Annotated in this window: 11 protein-coding genes; 3 read left to right on the top strand and 8 right to left on the bottom strand. The window is 74.6% G+C overall.

The genetic code is table 11. The features are described 5' to 3' along the window. The first annotated feature begins 17 nt into the window (after positions 1-17). A complete protein-coding gene (locus tag GA0070609_RS01915) occupies positions 18-1,514 on the top strand; it encodes an SDR family oxidoreductase (RefSeq protein ID WP_088992192.1) in 1,497 nt (498 codons plus the stop codon). On the opposite strand, the gene GA0070609_RS01910 is transcribed toward GA0070609_RS01915, so the two are convergent. The 4 genes from GA0070609_RS01910 to prmC all read right to left on the bottom strand — a co-directional run bounded on the left by GA0070609_RS01910 (position 1,489) and on the right by prmC (position 6,064). Next, complete coding sequence (locus GA0070609_RS01910) at positions 1,489-3,600, bottom strand: transglycosylase domain-containing protein (RefSeq protein ID WP_088992191.1); 2,112 nt, start codon at positions 3,598-3,600, stop codon at positions 1,489-1,491. The genes GA0070609_RS01915 and GA0070609_RS01910 overlap by 26 nt on opposite strands. Before the next feature lie 266 nt (positions 3,601-3,866). Further along, positions 3,867-4,478: an arsenate reductase/protein-tyrosine-phosphatase family protein gene (locus tag GA0070609_RS01905; RefSeq protein WP_088992190.1), complete on the bottom strand. Its 612-nt coding sequence runs from the start codon at positions 4,476-4,478 to the stop codon at positions 3,867-3,869. Next, the gene (locus GA0070609_RS01900) at positions 4,479-5,126 is read right to left on the bottom strand and encodes an L-threonylcarbamoyladenylate synthase (RefSeq protein WP_088997429.1); all 648 of its coding nucleotides are present in this window, start codon (positions 5,124-5,126) and stop codon (positions 4,479-4,481) included. It abuts the gene before it with no gap. Continuing rightward, positions 5,126-6,064, bottom strand: coding sequence for a peptide chain release factor N(5)-glutamine methyltransferase (prmC, locus tag GA0070609_RS01895; protein ID WP_408630651.1), 939 nt, complete (start codon positions 6,062-6,064; stop codon positions 5,126-5,128). The genes GA0070609_RS01900 and prmC overlap by 1 nt, the downstream gene beginning before the upstream one ends. A gap of 82 nt (positions 6,065-6,146) precedes the next feature. Here prmC and GA0070609_RS01890 point away from each other — a divergent pair, with 82 nt between their 5' ends. Beyond that, the gene (locus GA0070609_RS01890) at positions 6,147-7,697 is read left to right on the top strand and encodes a GGDEF domain-containing protein (protein ID WP_088992188.1); all 1,551 of its coding nucleotides are present in this window, start codon (positions 6,147-6,149) and stop codon (positions 7,695-7,697) included. A 153-nt stretch (positions 7,698-7,850) separates the two neighbouring features. Here GA0070609_RS01890 and prfA read toward each other — a convergent pair whose 3' ends face one another. Together prfA and rpmE are read right to left on the bottom strand one after the other, a co-directional pair. After that, positions 7,851-8,939 carry a peptide chain release factor 1 gene (gene prfA / locus GA0070609_RS01885; protein WP_088992187.1) on the bottom strand — a complete coding sequence of 363 codons (1,089 nt, stop codon included), beginning with the start codon at positions 8,937-8,939 and terminating at the stop codon, positions 7,851-7,853. Between the two features lie 92 nt (positions 8,940-9,031). Beyond that, positions 9,032-9,256 (bottom strand): 50S ribosomal protein L31, encoded by a 225-nt coding sequence (gene rpmE, locus GA0070609_RS01880; protein ID WP_012184056.1) that lies wholly within the window; start codon positions 9,254-9,256, stop codon positions 9,032-9,034. A gap of 330 nt (positions 9,257-9,586) precedes the next feature. On the opposite strand from rpmE, the gene GA0070609_RS01870 reads away from it, so the two are divergent. Further along, positions 9,587-10,483 (top strand): phosphatase domain-containing protein, encoded by an 897-nt coding sequence (locus GA0070609_RS01870; RefSeq protein WP_088992186.1) that lies wholly within the window; start codon positions 9,587-9,589, stop codon positions 10,481-10,483. A 47-nt stretch (positions 10,484-10,530) separates the two neighbouring features. Here GA0070609_RS01870 and GA0070609_RS01865 read toward each other — a convergent pair whose 3' ends face one another. Together GA0070609_RS01865 and rho are read right to left on the bottom strand one after the other, a co-directional pair. Then, a complete protein-coding gene (locus GA0070609_RS01865) occupies positions 10,531-14,028 on the bottom strand; it encodes a phosphodiester glycosidase family protein (protein ID WP_088992185.1) in 3,498 nt (1,165 codons plus the stop codon). Between the two features lie 180 nt (positions 14,029-14,208). Further along, positions 14,209-16,203 carry a transcription termination factor Rho gene (gene rho / locus GA0070609_RS01860; RefSeq protein ID WP_088992184.1) on the bottom strand — a complete coding sequence of 665 codons (1,995 nt, stop codon included), beginning with the start codon at positions 16,201-16,203 and terminating at the stop codon, positions 14,209-14,211. Positions 16,204-16,351: the final 148 nt, after the last annotated feature.

Below are 16,351 nucleotides of genomic sequence, written 5' to 3'. Positions count from 1 at the left end.
GCCGCAGACTGGGGATCGTGAGATGCCTGGTCACCGGAGCGACGGGGTACATCGGCGGGCGGCTCGCGCCCCGGCTGCTGGTCGACGGGCACACCGTACGCTGCCTGGCCCGCAAGGCCGGCCGGCTGCGGGACGTGCCGTGGGCGAGCCGGGTCGAGATCGCCGAGGGCGACCTGCGCAAACCGGAGACGCTGCCGGCCACGCTCGACGGCGTGGACGTCGCCTACTACCTGGTGCACTCGCTCGGCCAGGCCGGGTTCGAGGCCGCCGACCGGGAGGCGGCGACGAACTTCGCGACCGCGGCCCGCGCCGCGGGCGTCCGCCGGATCGTCTATCTGGGCGGGCCGGAGCCGGCCGAAGACCGGTCGGTCCCCTCGGCGCACCTGCGCTCCCGGGCCGAGGTGGGGCGGATCCTGCTGGACAGCGGGGTGCCGACCGCGGTGCTGCGGGCCGCGGTGATCATCGGGTCCGGCTCGGCGTCGTTCGAGATGCTGCGCCATCTCACCGAGCGGCTGCCGATGATGGTCACCCCGCGCTGGGTGCGCAACCGGATCCAGCCGATCGCGGTCCGCGACGTGCTGCGCTACCTGGTCGGCTGCGCGGAACTGCCGCCGGAGGTCAACCGGGCCTTCGACATCGGCGGGCCGGACGTCCTCACCTTCGAGGAGATGATGCAGCGCTACGCCCGGGTGGCCGAGCTGCCCCGGCGGTTCATCGTGCCGGTCCGGCCGCTGACCCCGGCGCTCTCCTCGCTCTGGGTCGGGCTGATCACCCCGGTGCCGAACGCGATCGCCCGGCCGCTGGTGGAGAGCCTGGTGCACGAGGCGGTCGCCCGCGAGCACGACATCGCCCGGTACGTGCCCGACCCGCCGGAGGGGCTCACCGGCTTCGACCGGGCGGTGGAGCTGGCACTGGCCAAGATCCGCAACGCCGCGGTGGAGACCCGGTGGTCGAACGCGAGCGGCCCGGACGCGCCGGCCGAACCGCTGCCCAGCGACCCGAAGTGGTCCGGCGGCACCACGTACACCGACGTGCGGGAGCGCGCGGTGGCCGCCCCGCCGGCCGTGCTCTGGCAGGTGATCGAGGGGGTCGGCGGGGAGCACGGCTGGTACTCCTTCCCGCTCGCCTGGTCGGTGCGGGGCTGGTTGGACCGGCTGATCGGCGGGGTGGGGCTGCGCCGGGGGCGGCGCGACCCGCACCGGCTCCAGGTCGGCGAGGCGCTGGACTTCTGGCGGGTGGAGGAGATCGTCCCCGGTGAGCTGCTGCGGCTGCGCGCCGAGATGCGGCTGCCCGGCCGGGCCTGGCTGGAGATGCGGGTGCTGCCGGCCGAGAACGGGCACAGCCGCTACCACCAGCGGGCGGTCTTCCTCCCGCACGGCCTGTCCGGGCACGCGTACTGGGGTTCGGTGGCGCCGTTCCACGCGGTGGTCTTCGGCGGGATGACCCGCAACATCGCCCGGGGCGCCGAGCACCTGGCCGAGTCGTCGGTCAGTTCCCGGTCCGCTCTCCGCTGACCTCGAAGGCGATCGCCTCGCTCGGCGGCACGAAGTCGCGCACCGGCTGGTCGCGCAGCGCGAACGACATCAACTCGGCCACCGCGTCCACCATCCGGCCCTGCACCGCACGGCCCACCCCGTCCCGCGGGTCGTCCGGGTTCGCGGCGATCGCGGCGACCGCGAGCTGCGGGGTGAACGCCACCACGGTCTCCGTGGCGTACCGCTCCGAGCTGCCCGTCTTGCCGGCCACCGGACGGCCCAGCCGGTCCCGCAGCCGGGTCGCGGTGCCGCCGTCGCAGCGGTTGTACATGGACTGGTCGCCGACCGGGCAGCGGGCCGCGTCCGCCGCCGCCCGGGCCACCTCGGCGTCCAGCACCTGGCGGCAGTCCGGCTTGGCCGCGTCGACCGGGCGACCGGCCGCGTCGGTGATCGAGGTGACCGGCAGCGGCGCGCACCAGGTGCCCTCGGCCGCCAGCGTGGCGTACGCCCCGGCCAGGTCGAGCGGCGTGGTGGTGGCCACGCCGAGCACGAACGGGCCCCAGGTGCGGGCGCCGTGGCGGGCCAGCCGGGCGTCGTCCGGGGAGCGCAGCACGATGCCGAGCCGCTCGGCCATCTCCACCACCCGGTCCGCGCCGACCCGCTCGGTAAGCCAGGCGAAGTACGTGTTCACCGACTCGCCGAAGGCGGTCCACATGTCGTGCCAGCCCGCCATCGACCGGCTGGCGTTCTCCGGGCACCAGTAGCCGTCGCAGCTCGCCGCGCCGGAGGCCGGGTAGCGGGTGACGAACCGGTCCGGCGCGTCGAACTCGGTCCGCAGCGGCAGCCCGGACTCCAACGCGGCCAGCACGGCGAAGAGCTTGAACGTCGAGCCGGCCTGGTAGCCCTCGATCGCCCCGCCGCCGGCGACCAGCTGGTTGACCGTGTTCGGGTGGTTCTTCTGCCCGGGCGGGTTGGCCTCCACCCGGTAGTTCCGGTTCACCGCCATGGCCAGCACCCGGCCGGTGCCGGGCTGCACCACCGCGGTCGGCATCGCCTTGCGGTCGTCCACCCGGTAGATCCGGTGGACCTGCTCGACGGCGGCGCGCTGCACCGCCGGGTCGAGCGAGGAGACGATGGAGAAGCCGCCCCGGCGCAGCGTGCGCTGCCGCTCGTCCACGCTGGCCCCGAACGCCGGCTGGGCGTTCCACCACCGGGTGAACCAGTCGCAGAAGTAACCCCAGTCGTTGTGCCCCTCGGGCACCGCCGTGCAGTCGTTCGGCGTCTCGCTGGGCCGCAGCTTCAGCGGCTCGGCCGCGGCCCGGGCGGCCTCCTCGGCCGGCACCTGCCCCGCCTCCACCAGCCGGTCCAGCACGTACGCCCGGCGGCGCAGCGCGCTGTCCGCGTCCCCGTTGATCGGGTCGTCGCTGTGCGGGGAGCGGACCAGGCCGGCCAGCAGGGCCGCCTCACCGAGGTTGAGGTCGGCCGGCGCCTTGGAGAAGTAGCGCTTGCTGGCGGCCGCCACCCCGTACGCCCCGGCCCCGAAGTACGCGATGTTCAGGTAGCGGGCCAGGATCTGGTCCTTGCTCAGCTCCCGCTCCAGCGCCAGCGCGTACCGCATCTCCTGGATCTTGCGAGCGGTGGTGATCTCGGTGGCCGCGGCGCGCTGCGCCTCGCTGAGCCGGGGGTCGCTGCTCAGCACGTTGCGGACGTACTGCATGGTCAGCGTGGAGGCACCCTGCCGGGTCTCGCCCGATCCCTGGTTGACCGTGAAGGCCCGGGCCACGCCCCGCAGGTCCACCCCGCTGTGCTGGTGGAACCGGGCGTCCTCGGCGGCCACGATCGCCTGGCGCATCACCGGCGCCACCTCGGCCAGCGGGACGTCCACCCGGTCCTCCTGGTAGAAGGAGGTGATCAGGGTGGTGCCGTCGCTGGCGTACAGGTTGGACCGCTGGGCGGTGGGCGGGGTGCGCAGTGTGTTCGGCAGCTCCGCGTACGGCGCGGCGAGCGCCGAGAAGCCGATCCCGAAGACCAGCGCGACCGGCAGGGCCGCCGCCGCCAGCGCCAGGCCGGCCAGCACGCCGGCGATCAGGATGGTCAGCACTCGGTGCAGATGGGCCCGGGTCATCAGCTCTCCCCGCAGGAGCCGGATCGCGCTAGGACCCGTTCAGAATGACCCGAAACACCCCTTTCGCCCCCGCGTTTCGCCAAACCCGCAGGAAATTCGCGAGCCGACCACCCCGCCCAACCCCACCCACACCGCCCACAGCGTCGCCCTGGTTGATCATGAAGTTGTTGCCACGTGCACCGGCGTGTCGGGTCAACAACTTCATGATCGACGTGCGGCGCGGGCGCGGGCGGGGCGGGGGCGGGGGCGGGTGGCGCCGGCGGGGCTCAGGGGAGGAGGGCGGTGGCGAGGGGGTGCACGGTTTCCTCGATCTCGTCGGCGACCCGGCTGAAGCACTGGTCGCCCCGACCCCACGGGTCGTCGAGATCGTCGGTGGGCAGCGGGCTGGCCCCCTGGCGGGCGGCGTGAGCGGCCTCGACCAGCGCCACCCCGCGGGCGTACACCGCCTCGCCGGTGGCCTCGGCCGGGGGCAGCGCGGCGGCGTCCACCGCGGCCAGCAGCCGGCCGAACTCGCCGAGCACGAAGGTGCGTTCGGCGGCGTCCGGGCGCAGCGCCACCACGTACTCCTGCTGGTCGGCGGTGGCGGTGAGGACCAGGTCGGCCGCGTCGATGAGGTCCGAGCGGAGCTTGCGGGCGGCGAACCCCTCGGTGCTGCCGCCGCGGGTGGTGACCTGGCGAGCCGCCGGCGGGTTCATCTCCTCGCCGGCATGCCAGCCGCCGGTGCCGGCGCTGTGGCTGTGCAGCAGCTCGTCCGCGCGGGCCGGGTCCAGCCCCCGGCGGGACAGCCGGTCCCGGACGGCGAGGGCGAGCAGCCGCTCGGCCATCGGCGACCGGCAGATGTTGCCCATGCACACGTGCAGCACGGTGAACGGGGGCACTCAGGCCACCTGGCTCTCGACGATGTCCGGCACCACGTCGCGCAGCTTCTCCAGCGGGATGGCGCCCAGCCGGAGCAGCTGCGGCACCTCGCCGGTGAGGTCCACGATCGTGCTCGGCACCGGGTCCGGGCAGGGCCCGGCCTCCAGGTACGCGCGCACCGAGTAGCCGAGCTGGTCGCGCGCCTCCTCGGCGGTGACCGCGGCCGGCTGGCCGGTCTTGTTCGCCGACGAGACCGCCATCGGGCCGGTCTCCCGCAGCACCTCCAGGGCCACCGGGTGCAGCGGCATCCGCACCGCCACCGTGCCGGTCTTGTCCCCGAGGTCCCACTGCAGGCTCGGCGAGTGCTCGACCACGATGGTCAGCGCCCCCGGCCAGAACGCCTCGACCAGGTCCCGGGCCGCCTGGGGCAGCGAGAAGACCAGCCCGTCGAGGGTGTGCCGGGAGCCGATCAGCACCGGGGGCGGCATCTGCCGGCCCCGACCCTTGGCGTCGAGCAGCGCCTTGACCGCGTACGGGGTGAACGCGTCCGCGCCGATCCCGTAGACCGTGTCCGTCGGCAGGACGACCAGTTCGCCGTTCTTGACCGCCTCGATGGCCGCAGCGATGCCGCGGTCCCGGTCGGCGGGCGACCGGCAGTCGTAGAGCATCACGAGGAGCCAGTCTGCCACGCCGCGCCGGTGAACCGGTGCTGACCGTCCGCCCGCCGGGACGCGGTGGCGAACCGGGGCCGGCCGGCCAGGTCCGGATGGTCGGCCACGTCGGCGTACCGGCCGTCCGCGGCGAGCAGCTCCGGCACCACCCGGCCGTGGCTGTCGTCGTGCTCCACGCCGAGCGCGCCACCAGGCCGCAGCAGCACCGCCGCCCGGGCCACCACCGGGCGGATCACCGCCAACCCGTCGGGCCCGCCGAAGACCGCGTTTGCCGGATCGTGCCGGGCCACCTCGGGTGGCACGGCCACCTCGGCCGGCACGTAGGGCGGGTTGCAGAGCAGCACGTCCACCCGGCCGGCCAGCTCGGCCAGCAGGTCCGGCGTGGTGACGTCGGCCGCGACCACCTCGATCGGCCGGTCCCCCGCCGCGGCCCGCTCGGCCACGTTGCGCCGCAGCCAGGGCAGCGCCCCCGGCGAACCCTCCACCGCCACCACCCGGGCCGACGGCAGCTCCTGGGCGACCGCGAGGGCGATCGCGCCGGAGCCGCTGCACAGGTCCACCACCAGCGGGGTGGCCACCCGCGCGGCCTGCTCGACGCCCCAGCCGGCGAGCAGTTCGGTCTCCGGGCGGGGCACGAACACCCCCGGGCCGACGGCCAGCTCCAGATGCCGGAAGGCGGCCCGGCCGGTGAGGTGCTGCAACGGCTCCCGGTCCGCCCGGCGGGCGACCAGCGCCGCGTACCGGTCGCGCTGCGCCGGGGTGAACCCGTCCGCCAGGGCGAGCCGGCCGCGCGGCACCTCCAGCACGTACGCGGCCAGCAGCTCGGCCTCCGCCCGCGCCGCCTCGACCCCGGCCTCGGCCAGCACGCGCGCCGCCCGGAGCACCGCCACGGACGGACGCTCCCGGTTCGTCCCTTCGGACGGGTGTTGCGGCACGATGGTCACGACATAATCATGAAGCGTCGCGGTTCACATTACGAGCGGGTGCGCGCCGACGCACACCGACAGGAGGTCGCGAGTGGGCTGGCTCGACCGGGTCACCGACCAGGTTGACGCCCTGCGGCAGTCCCGGGCCTTGCAGGAGGCGAGCCGGTCCGCCGAGGCGTACAGCGTGGTCGACCGGGTGATCCGGAGCACCAGCGACCCGTACGCCCGGGCCGACGCGCTGGTGCAGCGGCTCTCCGCGCTGATCAACCTCGGTCGCACCGCGGAGTTCACCCGGGCCATCGAGGAGGCCTCCGGCGCCGTCCGCGACCTCGCCGAGCCCTACCTGCACGGGCACCTGAACGCGCTGGCCGCGCTCGCCGCGCACCACCAGGGCGCGCTGGACCGCTGCGTCACCCACCTGGTCAAGTCCGCCCGGGCGCTGGGCGCGGTGGACGACCCCGACCGGGACACCGCCTGGGGCTGGCACGACCTGGCGATGGCCTACTCCTACCTCAGCTTCCACGGCTACGCCCTCGGGGCCATCGAGCGGGCCCGCCAACTCGGGCAGACGGCCGGCATTCCCGAGGAGACCTTCGCCGCGCCGGGCATCCGGCTGCGCAACGCGGTGGCGCTGGACCACAACGGCGACAGCGACGGCTGCCTGCGGGTGCTCCGCGACGTCGCCGCCGATCTCGGCCGGTTCATCCGCGGCGGGCGGGCCGGGCGGCTGCGCCCGAGCAGCCTCGCCGCGTACGGCTACGCCGCCGCCCGGCAGGCGGCGCTGGGCGACCGGCTGGAGGTGGGCACCGACGCCGCGCCGGCCCGGCTGCTCGGCCACGGCGGGGACAGCGCCCGCGCCCGGGACATGCGTGAACTCGGCCAGGTGTGCCTGGCCATCGCCGAGGGACGGCCGATCGAGGCGGTCACCCGGCTGGAGTCCGTCCGGGTCTCCAGCGAGACGCTCGGCGCCGCCGAACCGGCCCGGCTGCGCAGCATCGCCCTGTCCCGGGCCGGCGACCACGCGGCGGCGCACCGGGCCGACCGGCTGGCGTTCCGGCTCGCCGCCCAGCGCAACGACCGGCTGCGGGACGTCTACATCGACGGCATCGCCGCCCGGATCGACCACGAGGAGATGCGCCGCGAGGCGGCCCGCTACGAGGGCGAGGCGCTGACCGACCCGCTGACCGGGCTGCCCAACCGGCGCCGCCTGGAGCGCTACATCGCCGCCGTGGTCGCCCGCGGCGAGCAGGTGGTGATCGGCGTCTGCGACCTGGACGGCTTCAAGGCGGTCAACACCCGGCACGGGCACCACTCCGGCGACCTGGTGCTGCAACGGGTGGCCGGGGTGATCAACCGGGTGATGCGCCGGGGCGACTTCGTGGCCCGCTACGGCGGCGACGAGTTCGTGGTGGTGCTGCCCGGCGCGGGGATGACCGAGGCCGCCGAGGTGGCCCGCCGGATCGAGGCCGCCGTGCGTACCGAGGACTGGGAGTCGCTGGTGCCGGGCACCCCGGTCGGGGTGAGCATCGGGTTCGCCGAGGTCTCCGGCTCGGGCACCGGGCTGCGCGACGCGCTGGGCACCGCCTTCGAGATCGCCGACCGGGAGATGCTCCGCGCCAAGTCCCGCCCCCGCGCCTCCTGACCCGTCCGACCCGCCCCGCCCCTTCCCGCACCCGCCCACGGGGCGCTCGTTCACTGAATGAGTGGCTATTCCACGTGGAACAGCCACTCATTCAGTGAACGTGCGGCCCGGGTGGGCGCCAGGGCGGGCGGCGGGGAGGGGTGGGGGCGGGGGTCAGCGGCGGGCGAGTTCGGTGTCGCCGGCCAGCCGGGCGGCCCGGTCGGCCTCGGTCAGGGCGTCCAGCACGCCGTCCAGGTCACCGGCGAGCGCCAGGTCCAGGTTGTACGCGGTGTAGCCGATCCGGTGGTCGGTGATCCGGTTCTGCGGGAAGTTGTAGGTGCGGATCCGCTCCGAGCGGTCCACCGTGCGCACCTGCGCCTTGCGGGCGTCCGCGGCGGCCGCGTCGGCCTGCTCCTGGGCCGCCGCCAGCAGCCGGGCACGCAGGATCCGCATGGCCTGCTCGCGGTTCTGCAACTGGGACTTCTCGTTCTGACAGGAGACCACGATCCCGGTCGGCAGGTGGGTGATCCGCACCGCCGAGTCGGTGGTGTTCACCGACTGCCCACCCGGGCCGGACGAGCGGAACACGTCGATCCGCAGCTCGTTCGGGTCGATGGTGACGTCGACGTCCTCCGCCTCCGGCAGCACCAGCACGCCGGCCGCGCTGGTGTGGATCCGGCCCTGCGACTCGGTGACCGGGACGCGCTGCACCCGGTGCACGCCGCCCTCCCACTTCAGCCGCGACCAGACGCCGTTGCCCCCCTCGGGCACGCCCTTGGTCTTGATCGCCAGCGAGACGTCCTTCACCCCGCCGAGGTCGGAGTCCTGGGCGTCGATCACCTCGGTGAGCCAGCCGCGCCGCTCGGCGTACCGGGTGTACATCCGCAGCAGGTCGGCGGCGAAGAGCGCGGACTCCTCGCCACCCTCGCCGGCCTTGATCTCGACGATCACGTCCTTGGCGTCGTGCGGGTCGCGCGGGATCAGCAGCTCGGCCAGGCGCTCCTCGAGCGCCGGCAGGGACGCCGCGATGGCCTCGGCCTCGGCCGCGAAGGCGGGATCCTCGGCGGCCAGTTCGCGGGCGGCGGCCAGGTCGGCCCGGGCCTGCTCCAGTTCGCCGGCGGCCTTGTGCAGCGGCACCAGCTCGGCGTAGCGCCGGCCGACCCGCCGGGCGGTGCCCTGGTCGGCGTGGATGGCCGGATCGGCCAGCCGCTTCTCCAGCTCGGCGTACTCGTCGAGGAGGGCGGCCAGGCGCTCACTGCTCATGCTGGGGTTGCTCCTTCGACGCGACGGACCGGGAGACATACGGACGGCGCCCGCGTCCGGCAGGAAACCGGACGCGGGCGCCGAACGAGAAGTTACTTGCCCTTCTTGGCCTGAACCTTGGCGTACTTCTGCTGGAACTTCGCGACCCGACCGGCGGTGTCGAGCACGCGCTGCTTGCCGGTGTAGAACGGGTGGCAGGCGCTGCAGGTCTCGACGTGGATCGAGCCGCCCTTGGCGGTGCTGCGGGTCGTGAAGGTGTTGCCGCAGGAGCAGGTGACCTCGGTGGTCACGTACTCCGGGTGGATGTTGGGCTTCATGTCGCCTCGGTCCTCTCGTCGGTGGTCGCCGGGTCGCCGTCGCCACCCGCCGCTACGCGCGACGGACTCGGGCGTGAACCGGAACCGGTGGCCGATTGACCAGTGTGCCATGGGCGTACGCCGGCCCGGAAACCGGGCCGCACAGCGGGTCCGGCATCGACAACACCGGCCCGCCCCGTCGCATTCCCGCCGCCTGGCGGGGCATTCACCCCGGGGACCGCCGGCGCGGCCGTGCCCCGTCCGGGGTACGCCGGCCCGCGGATCCCGTCGGCCGAGGTCCCGGCCGGCGAGCGCTTCCGGCCCGTCCGTCCGAGCCAACCGGAGTGAGTGATGGCCCGCCTGATCGCGACCCGGGGACTGCCCGCCTCGGGCAAGACCACCTTCGCCCGCACCCTGCAACCCGGGGTGGTCCGGGTCAACCGGGACGACCTGCGCCGGATGCTGCACGGCGAGCGGCTCTTCACCCAGCGGGCGGAGTGGCAGGTGACGCTGGTGCAGCGGGCCCAGGTGGAGACGCTGCTGCGGGCCGGGGCGGACGTCTGCGTCGACGACACCAACCTGCGCTCCCGGACGCTGCGGGACTGGGCCGACCTGGCCGCCCGGTACGGCGCCGAGTTCGAGGTGCACGACTTCACCGACGTGCCGCTGGCCGAGTGCCTGCGCCGCGACGCCGAGCGGCCGGAGGCCGACCGGGTCGGCGAGGCGGCGATCCGCCGGCTGCACGAGCGGTACCTGGAGGGGCGCACCCTGCCGCTGCCGGTGCCGCAGGCGCGGACCGGCCGCCCCGCCCGGGTGCACCCCCCGTCCGCCGAGCCGCCCGAGATCGTGCTGGTCGACATCGACGGCACGGTGGCGCTGAACGTCTCGCGCAGCCCGTACGACATGACCCGGGTCGGCGAGGACGCGCCGAACCCGGCGGTGATCGCGGCGGTGCGGGCGATGCACGCCGCCGGCCACGGGGTGGTCTTCTGCTCCGGCCGGGACGCCTCGGCCCGGGCCGACACCGAGGCGTGGCTGGCCCGGCACGTGCGGGTGCCGTACCTGGCCCTGCACCTGCGGGCGATCGGCGACTCGCGCAAGGACTCGATCGTCAAGCGGGAGATCTACGAGCGCGAGGTCCGGGACCGGTACCGGGTGGTGGGCGTCTTCGACGACCGCCAGCAGGTGGTGCGGATGTGGCGCGACCTCGGCCTGACCGTCTTCCAGGTGGCCGAGGGCGACTTCTGACCCCCGGTGGGCTCCCCGCGGTCCGCGGGGAGCCCACCGGCGCGCGGTCAGGCGGCGGGCGCCTCCGCCGCCGTCGCCGCGGTCAGGGCGATGCTCGCCTGGGCCCGTGCGCCGTTGACCTCGACGGCGAGGGTGACCTGGGCGCCCGGGCGCAGCGCGGTGAGCCGCCCGGTGGCCGGGTCGAAGCGGGCCACGTGCCATGGCCGCAGCCCGGCGGCCGAGCCGATGTGCAGGTTCGGCGAGGCGGACCAGTCCGCGCTCACCGGGGCGGCCACCGGCACCGTACGCCCGCCCGGCTGGGCGACCGTGGCGGTGACGGTCGCCGATGCGCCGACCGCGACGCTCCCCGGCGCCGCCAGCGCGAGCTGGTCGACGTGCGCGTGCGTCTCGGCGCTCACCCAGCGCGGCCCCTCGGCGAGCGGGTCGCGGCGGGCCCGGTCGGCCTCGGCCGGGCTCACCGGGTCCACCCCGAACTCCGTCCAGCCGGTGAAGCCGCCCTGGTCCGCTGGGGTGGACGGGTTCTTGCCCGAGTTGCCGTTGATCACGTACGGCACCCCGTCGACCCGGTCGGCGTGGAAGGTGCCGACGTGCCCGCCGACGAAGAGCGCCCCCTTGCCGGTGCGGTGCTGGAAGTCGGCCAGCCACTGCTCCAGCAGCGCCGCCTCCTTCCGGTCGCCGAGCTGGCTGGCCTTGGCCGGGCTCGGGTCGCGCGGCGGGTGGTGGTGCAGCACGACCACCGAGCCGACGGCCGGGTCGCCGGCCGCGGAGTCCAGCGCCTCGCGCAGCATCCGGACCTGGTCGAAGCCACCGCCGCGGAGCGAACCGGTGGACGAGTTCAGCGTGACGAACCGGGTGCCCTTGTGGTCGAAGACCCGCTCGGTGTCGCCGAAGACGGCCCGGAAGTTGCTGATCGGGGCGCCCATGATCTCGTGGTTGCCCGGCACGTAGTAGTACGGCAGTTCTCCGCCGAGCTCCTCGTCCAGCACCCGCTTCGCCAGCGCGAAGTCCGCCGGGTACGCGGTGTCCACGAAGTCACCGTTGATCACCAAAAAGTCCGGCCGGGCCGCCTTGACCTCGCGCAGCGTACGGCGGGCCTGGGCGACCAGGTCGCTGTCCGGGTCGGCGGCGACGAACTGCGCGTCGGACAGCACCGCGAACCGCCACGGCGCGCCGTCGACGCTGCCGTCGCGCAGCACCACCCGGTCGGTACGCGGCGCCTCGGCCGGCACGTCGACCGTCGGCGGCACCCGGGCCACCAGGTCGTCGATGATCACCTCACTCTTGTACTGGGCGGCGGCGTTGGTCTCCGCGACGTAGAACCGGCGGATCCGCACGGGGTACTGCACCCCGGCCGGGACGGTGAACTCGACGTACCGCCAGCCGGTCCAGGTGATGTAGGGGCCGCGCAGCACGTGCTGGGTGTCCTGCGCGTCGTGCAGGTGCAGGCTGGGCCACTCGCCGGTGCCGTTGCCGTGGATCCACATGCCGAACGCCTGCGGCTGGCCGGCGACCGGGATCCAGGCCGGCGGGTCCGCGTACGCGGCGCGGGTGCCGGTGGACTGGCTGAAGTCGTACGTCATCCGCAGGCCGGTGCCGCTGTGGCCGGGCGCCGGGGCGACCGCGCCGCTGGCCCGGGCCTGGCTGAACCGCCAGGACGCCGCGTCGTCGAAGGTGGCCACCGGCACGTCGGTGAGCCCGACGGTGACCGGCACGACCGTGCTGCTCCGGCCGACGTGGACGGTGACCAGGGCGGAACCGGTGTCCCGCCGGGCGGTCACGGAGAGGTTGCCGTCCGCGGTCGGGGTGATGGTCAGCAACTCCCGGTCGTAGTCGAGCCGCAGGTCGGCGGGCTCGATCGGGGCGGTGTTGCCCTCGGCGTCGTAGCCGACCACGCCGAACAGCGCGGTGCCGCCGGCGGCGGTCAGCCCGACGCGATCCACTGTGGAGTCGATCCGGGCCAGCGGCCCGAGCACGGTCAGGTCGAGGGTCCCCCGGGCTCCGTCGCGCCAGGCGGTGACCGTGGTGCGGCCGGGCAGCCCGGCCCGGAAGCGGCCCTCGTGGTCGACCACGCCGTGCACCGCCGGGTTGGCCCGCCACCGCGGCGCGCCGGCCGCCGGGCCGTACGTCTCGTCGTGGCCGGCGGCGGTGAGCCGCCGGGTGAGGCCCGGGAAGACCCGATCGGGGCGGCCGCCGCGCACCGGGGAGACGCCCGGCGCGGTGGTCGGGTCGCTGGCGGTCTCCAGCCAGTAGCCGGTGAGCCGGCCGCTGCCCTTCGGCGCGTAGAGCGCGAGACCGTTGGGCACGGCGCGTTCGGTGCCGTCCGACGGGCTGTTCTCGACCTGCACGGCGGCCGCGCCGGGTTCCCGGGCGAGCAGCGTCGAGGAGCCGCCGCCGTCCAGGTTCAGCGCGTGGTGCGCGCCGAGTTCGGCCATCATCCGGCCCATCTCGGTCTGCGTGACGCCGCGGCTGTCGACCTGCCGGCCGTCCACGGTGAGCATGATCATGCGGCGGCCGTCGGCGGAGAACCCGACAGCGGTCCGCGGCGCCAGCGACGCGTCGGCGATGCTCTGCACCACGCCGTCGCGGACCAGCACGTTGCCGCCGCCGACCGCCGCGTGCAGGGTGCCGCCGTCGGCCGGCTTGGGCTGGTAGGCGACGTCCACCGGGTCGCCGGGGCGCAGCCCGGCGAGCGCGTCGGCGCCGGCCTCGCGGCCGAGCAGCACGGTGGTGCCGGCCGGGATCGGCCCGCTGCCGGCCGTCGTGCCCACACTCGCCACCCGGCCGTCCACCACCACGACCTCGGTGACCCGGCTGGCCCCGGCGACCGTCCGCTCCCGGGTGTACGAACCCCAGAGCGCGGTGAACACGCCGATGCCGTTGGTCTGGACCATGTTGTTGAACTGGGTCAGCGACACCGGCCCGGTGGGCAGCGTCGCGGTGCCGTCGAAGTTCACCTCGATCACCCGGCCGAGGCCCTCGGTGGTGATCGCGACGGCGTTGCGGTGCCCGCTGACCGCGGACTGCACCAGCTTGCCGCTCTGGATGCCGACGCCCTGGGCGGCGCCGGAGTTGTTGATGTCGAAGAAGTCCCCGTTGACCGCGGCGACGGCGCGGGCGGCGTCCACCGCCCCGCGGAGCGGCTCGGCGCGGCTCACCACGCCGGAGTTGACGTAGTCGACGGTGACGCCGCCGGTCAGGTCGGCGGTGAGCGCGTCGGCGCGCAGCCAGCCGTCCGCGTCGTACCGGTCGAACGAGGTGAGCTCCAGGCCGGGGGCGACCGGACGGGTGGTCTTCGTGGTCTCCAGGCCGCCGGCCGGCTCCACGCCGGTCGGCGCCCCGGCGGTCGCCGTGCTCGCGGCCGGGTCGCCGGCCAGCGTCACGGAGTCCGTGGGATGGGAGGAGGCGCGCGGCGCGTCCTCGGCGGCGGTGGCGAAGCGGTCGGGGGCCGGTGCCCCGGCGGTCGCCGGCACGGGGCCGGCCAGGGTGAGCAACGGCGTCATCAGCAGGACACCGGCGAGCCGGGCGGATCGTCTGCGGGTACGCATGGACGACAGTCAACCCGACTGTGAATAGAAGTTTCAATACCTACCGCTTGAAGCGAAGGAAAACTTCGCATCCGCACCGCCACCGCCGGCACCACCACCGACCGGCTCGGCTGACGTCGCCGACGCACGACGAAGGGGCACGGCCGGACGGCCGTGCCCCTTCTCAGTCAACCGGGAGGGTCACTCCCCCGGCGTCGACTTGGCGATCTGCATCAGGAACTCGATGTTGGTCCGGGTCTGCTTGAGCTTGTCGAGCAGCAGGTCCAGGGCCGCCTGCGAGTCCAGCGAGTGCAGGACCTTGCGGAGCTTGTGGACGATGGCCAGCTCCTCCGGCGCGAGCAGGATCTCCTCCTTGCGGGTGCCGGACGGGTGGATGTCGATGGCCGGGAAGGTCCGCTTGTCGGCGATCTTCCGGTCCAGCTTCAGCTCCGCGTTACCGGTGCCCTTGAACTCCTCGAAGATGACCGTGTCCGCCATGGACCCGGTCTCCACCAGCGCGGTGGCGAGGATGGTCAGCGAGCCGCCGTTCTCGATGTTGCGGGCCGCGCCGAGGAAGCGCTTCGGCGGGTAGAGCGCGGTGGAGTCGATACCACCCGACATGATCCGGCCGCTGGCCGGCGCCGCCAGGTTGTACGACCGACCGAGCCGGGTCACCGAGTCGAGCAGCACGACCACGTCGTGGCCCAGCTCGACCAGGCGCTTCGCCCGCTCGATCGCCAGCTCCGCCACCGTGGTGTGGTCCTGCGGCGGACGGTCGAACGTCGCCGCGATGACCTCACCCTTCACCGACCGCTGCATGTCGGTGACCTCTTCGGGGCGCTCGTCGACCAGCACCACCATCAGGTGGCACTCCGGGTTGTTGTGCGTGATCGCGTTCGCGATGGCCTGCAGCACCATCGTCTTGCCCGCCTTCGGCGGCGACACGATCAGCGCCCGCTGGCCCTTGCCGAGCGGCATGACCAGGTCGATCACCCGGGTGGTGAGGATGTGCGGCTCGGTCTCCAGCCGCAGCCGCTCCTGCGGGTACAGCGGGGTCAGCTTGTAGAACTCCGGCCGGCGCTTCGCCTCGTCGGGCTCCATCCCGTTGATGGTGTCCAGCCGCACCAGCGGGTTGTACTTGTCCCGCCGCTGCTCGCCGTCGCGCGAGGCACGCACCGCGCCGGTGATCGCGTCACCGCGCCGCAGGCCGTACTTCTTGATCTGCGACATCGAGACGTAGACGTCGTTCGGGCCGGCCAGGTAGCCGGTGGTCCGCACGAAGGCGTAGTTGTCGAGCACGTCGATGATGCCGGCCACCGGGACGAGCACGTCGTCCTCGCTGACCTGCGGCTCGCGCCCGCCGTCGCCGCCCTCGGCGCGCTCGCCCCGGCCCCGCCGACGGTCGCGGAACCGGCTGCGCCGGCCACGCCGGCCGCCGCCCTCGCCGTCGTCGTCGGAGTCGTTGTCACGCTCGGCGCGCTGCCCGCGGTCGCCCCGCTCGTTGCGCTCGCCCCGATCGGCACGCTCGCCCCGCTCGTTGCGGTCGCCACGGTCGCCACGGTCGCCACGCTCGTTGCGCTCCGCGCGCTCACCACGCTCGGCCCGCTCGCCGCGCTCGGCACGCTCACCGCGCTCAGCCCGCTCGCCGCGCTCAGCCCGCTCGGCACGCTCGCCGCGCTCGGCGGTCCGCTCGCCGCGCTCGGCACGGTCGCGACCGCCGCGGCCCTCGCCGCGCTCGGCCCGCTCGCCGGTCTCGGCGGTGGCCTCCTCGGCCCGCGCCTCGGCGGCGGCGGCCCGGCTGCGCCGGGACCGGCCCCGGCCCTCGGGCTCGGCGGCCGCCGGCGCCGCGGAGGTCTCCGCGGTACGCCGCTCGGCCTCCGGCCGCTCGCCGGTCTCCCGTACCTCGGCGTGGACCTCGTCACGGGCGGGAGCGGCCGCGGCCGCGACCTCGGCCCGCGGTCGAGGGGTCCCGGCGGCGGCGCCGCCGCCCTGCCGCTCGGAGATCGCGCTGATCAGCTCGCCCTTGCGCATGCGAGCCGTACCGGAGATGCCGAGCGACGCGGCCAGGCTCTGCAGCTCTGGCAGCAGCATCGCCGACAGACCGGTGCCGCTACGCCGACGACGGGCGGGAGCGGCGGTGGTGGCATCGCCAGCGACGTTGGAAACATCCGACGTCACGTCGGTGGTGTCGCTCAATGGATTCCTTCCCTCGATAGGCCGGGACTGCCCGGAGTCGAACAGCAGGTGGCCGGGCGGCCTCGGTGCACCCGCCTCGCATGGACGCGTCGCGGGAGTCTGTGACACAGCAGCCGGTCGGTCTCCCGACTCACCAGCGTCGGTGAGC

It is taken from the genome of Micromonospora echinaurantiaca, from assembly GCF_900090235.1.
Taxonomy (GTDB): Bacteria; Actinomycetota; Actinomycetes; order Mycobacteriales; family Micromonosporaceae; genus Micromonospora; species Micromonospora echinaurantiaca.
Note: the sequence above shows the minus strand (reverse complement) of the source record. Positions and strands in the feature narration are given on the sequence as shown.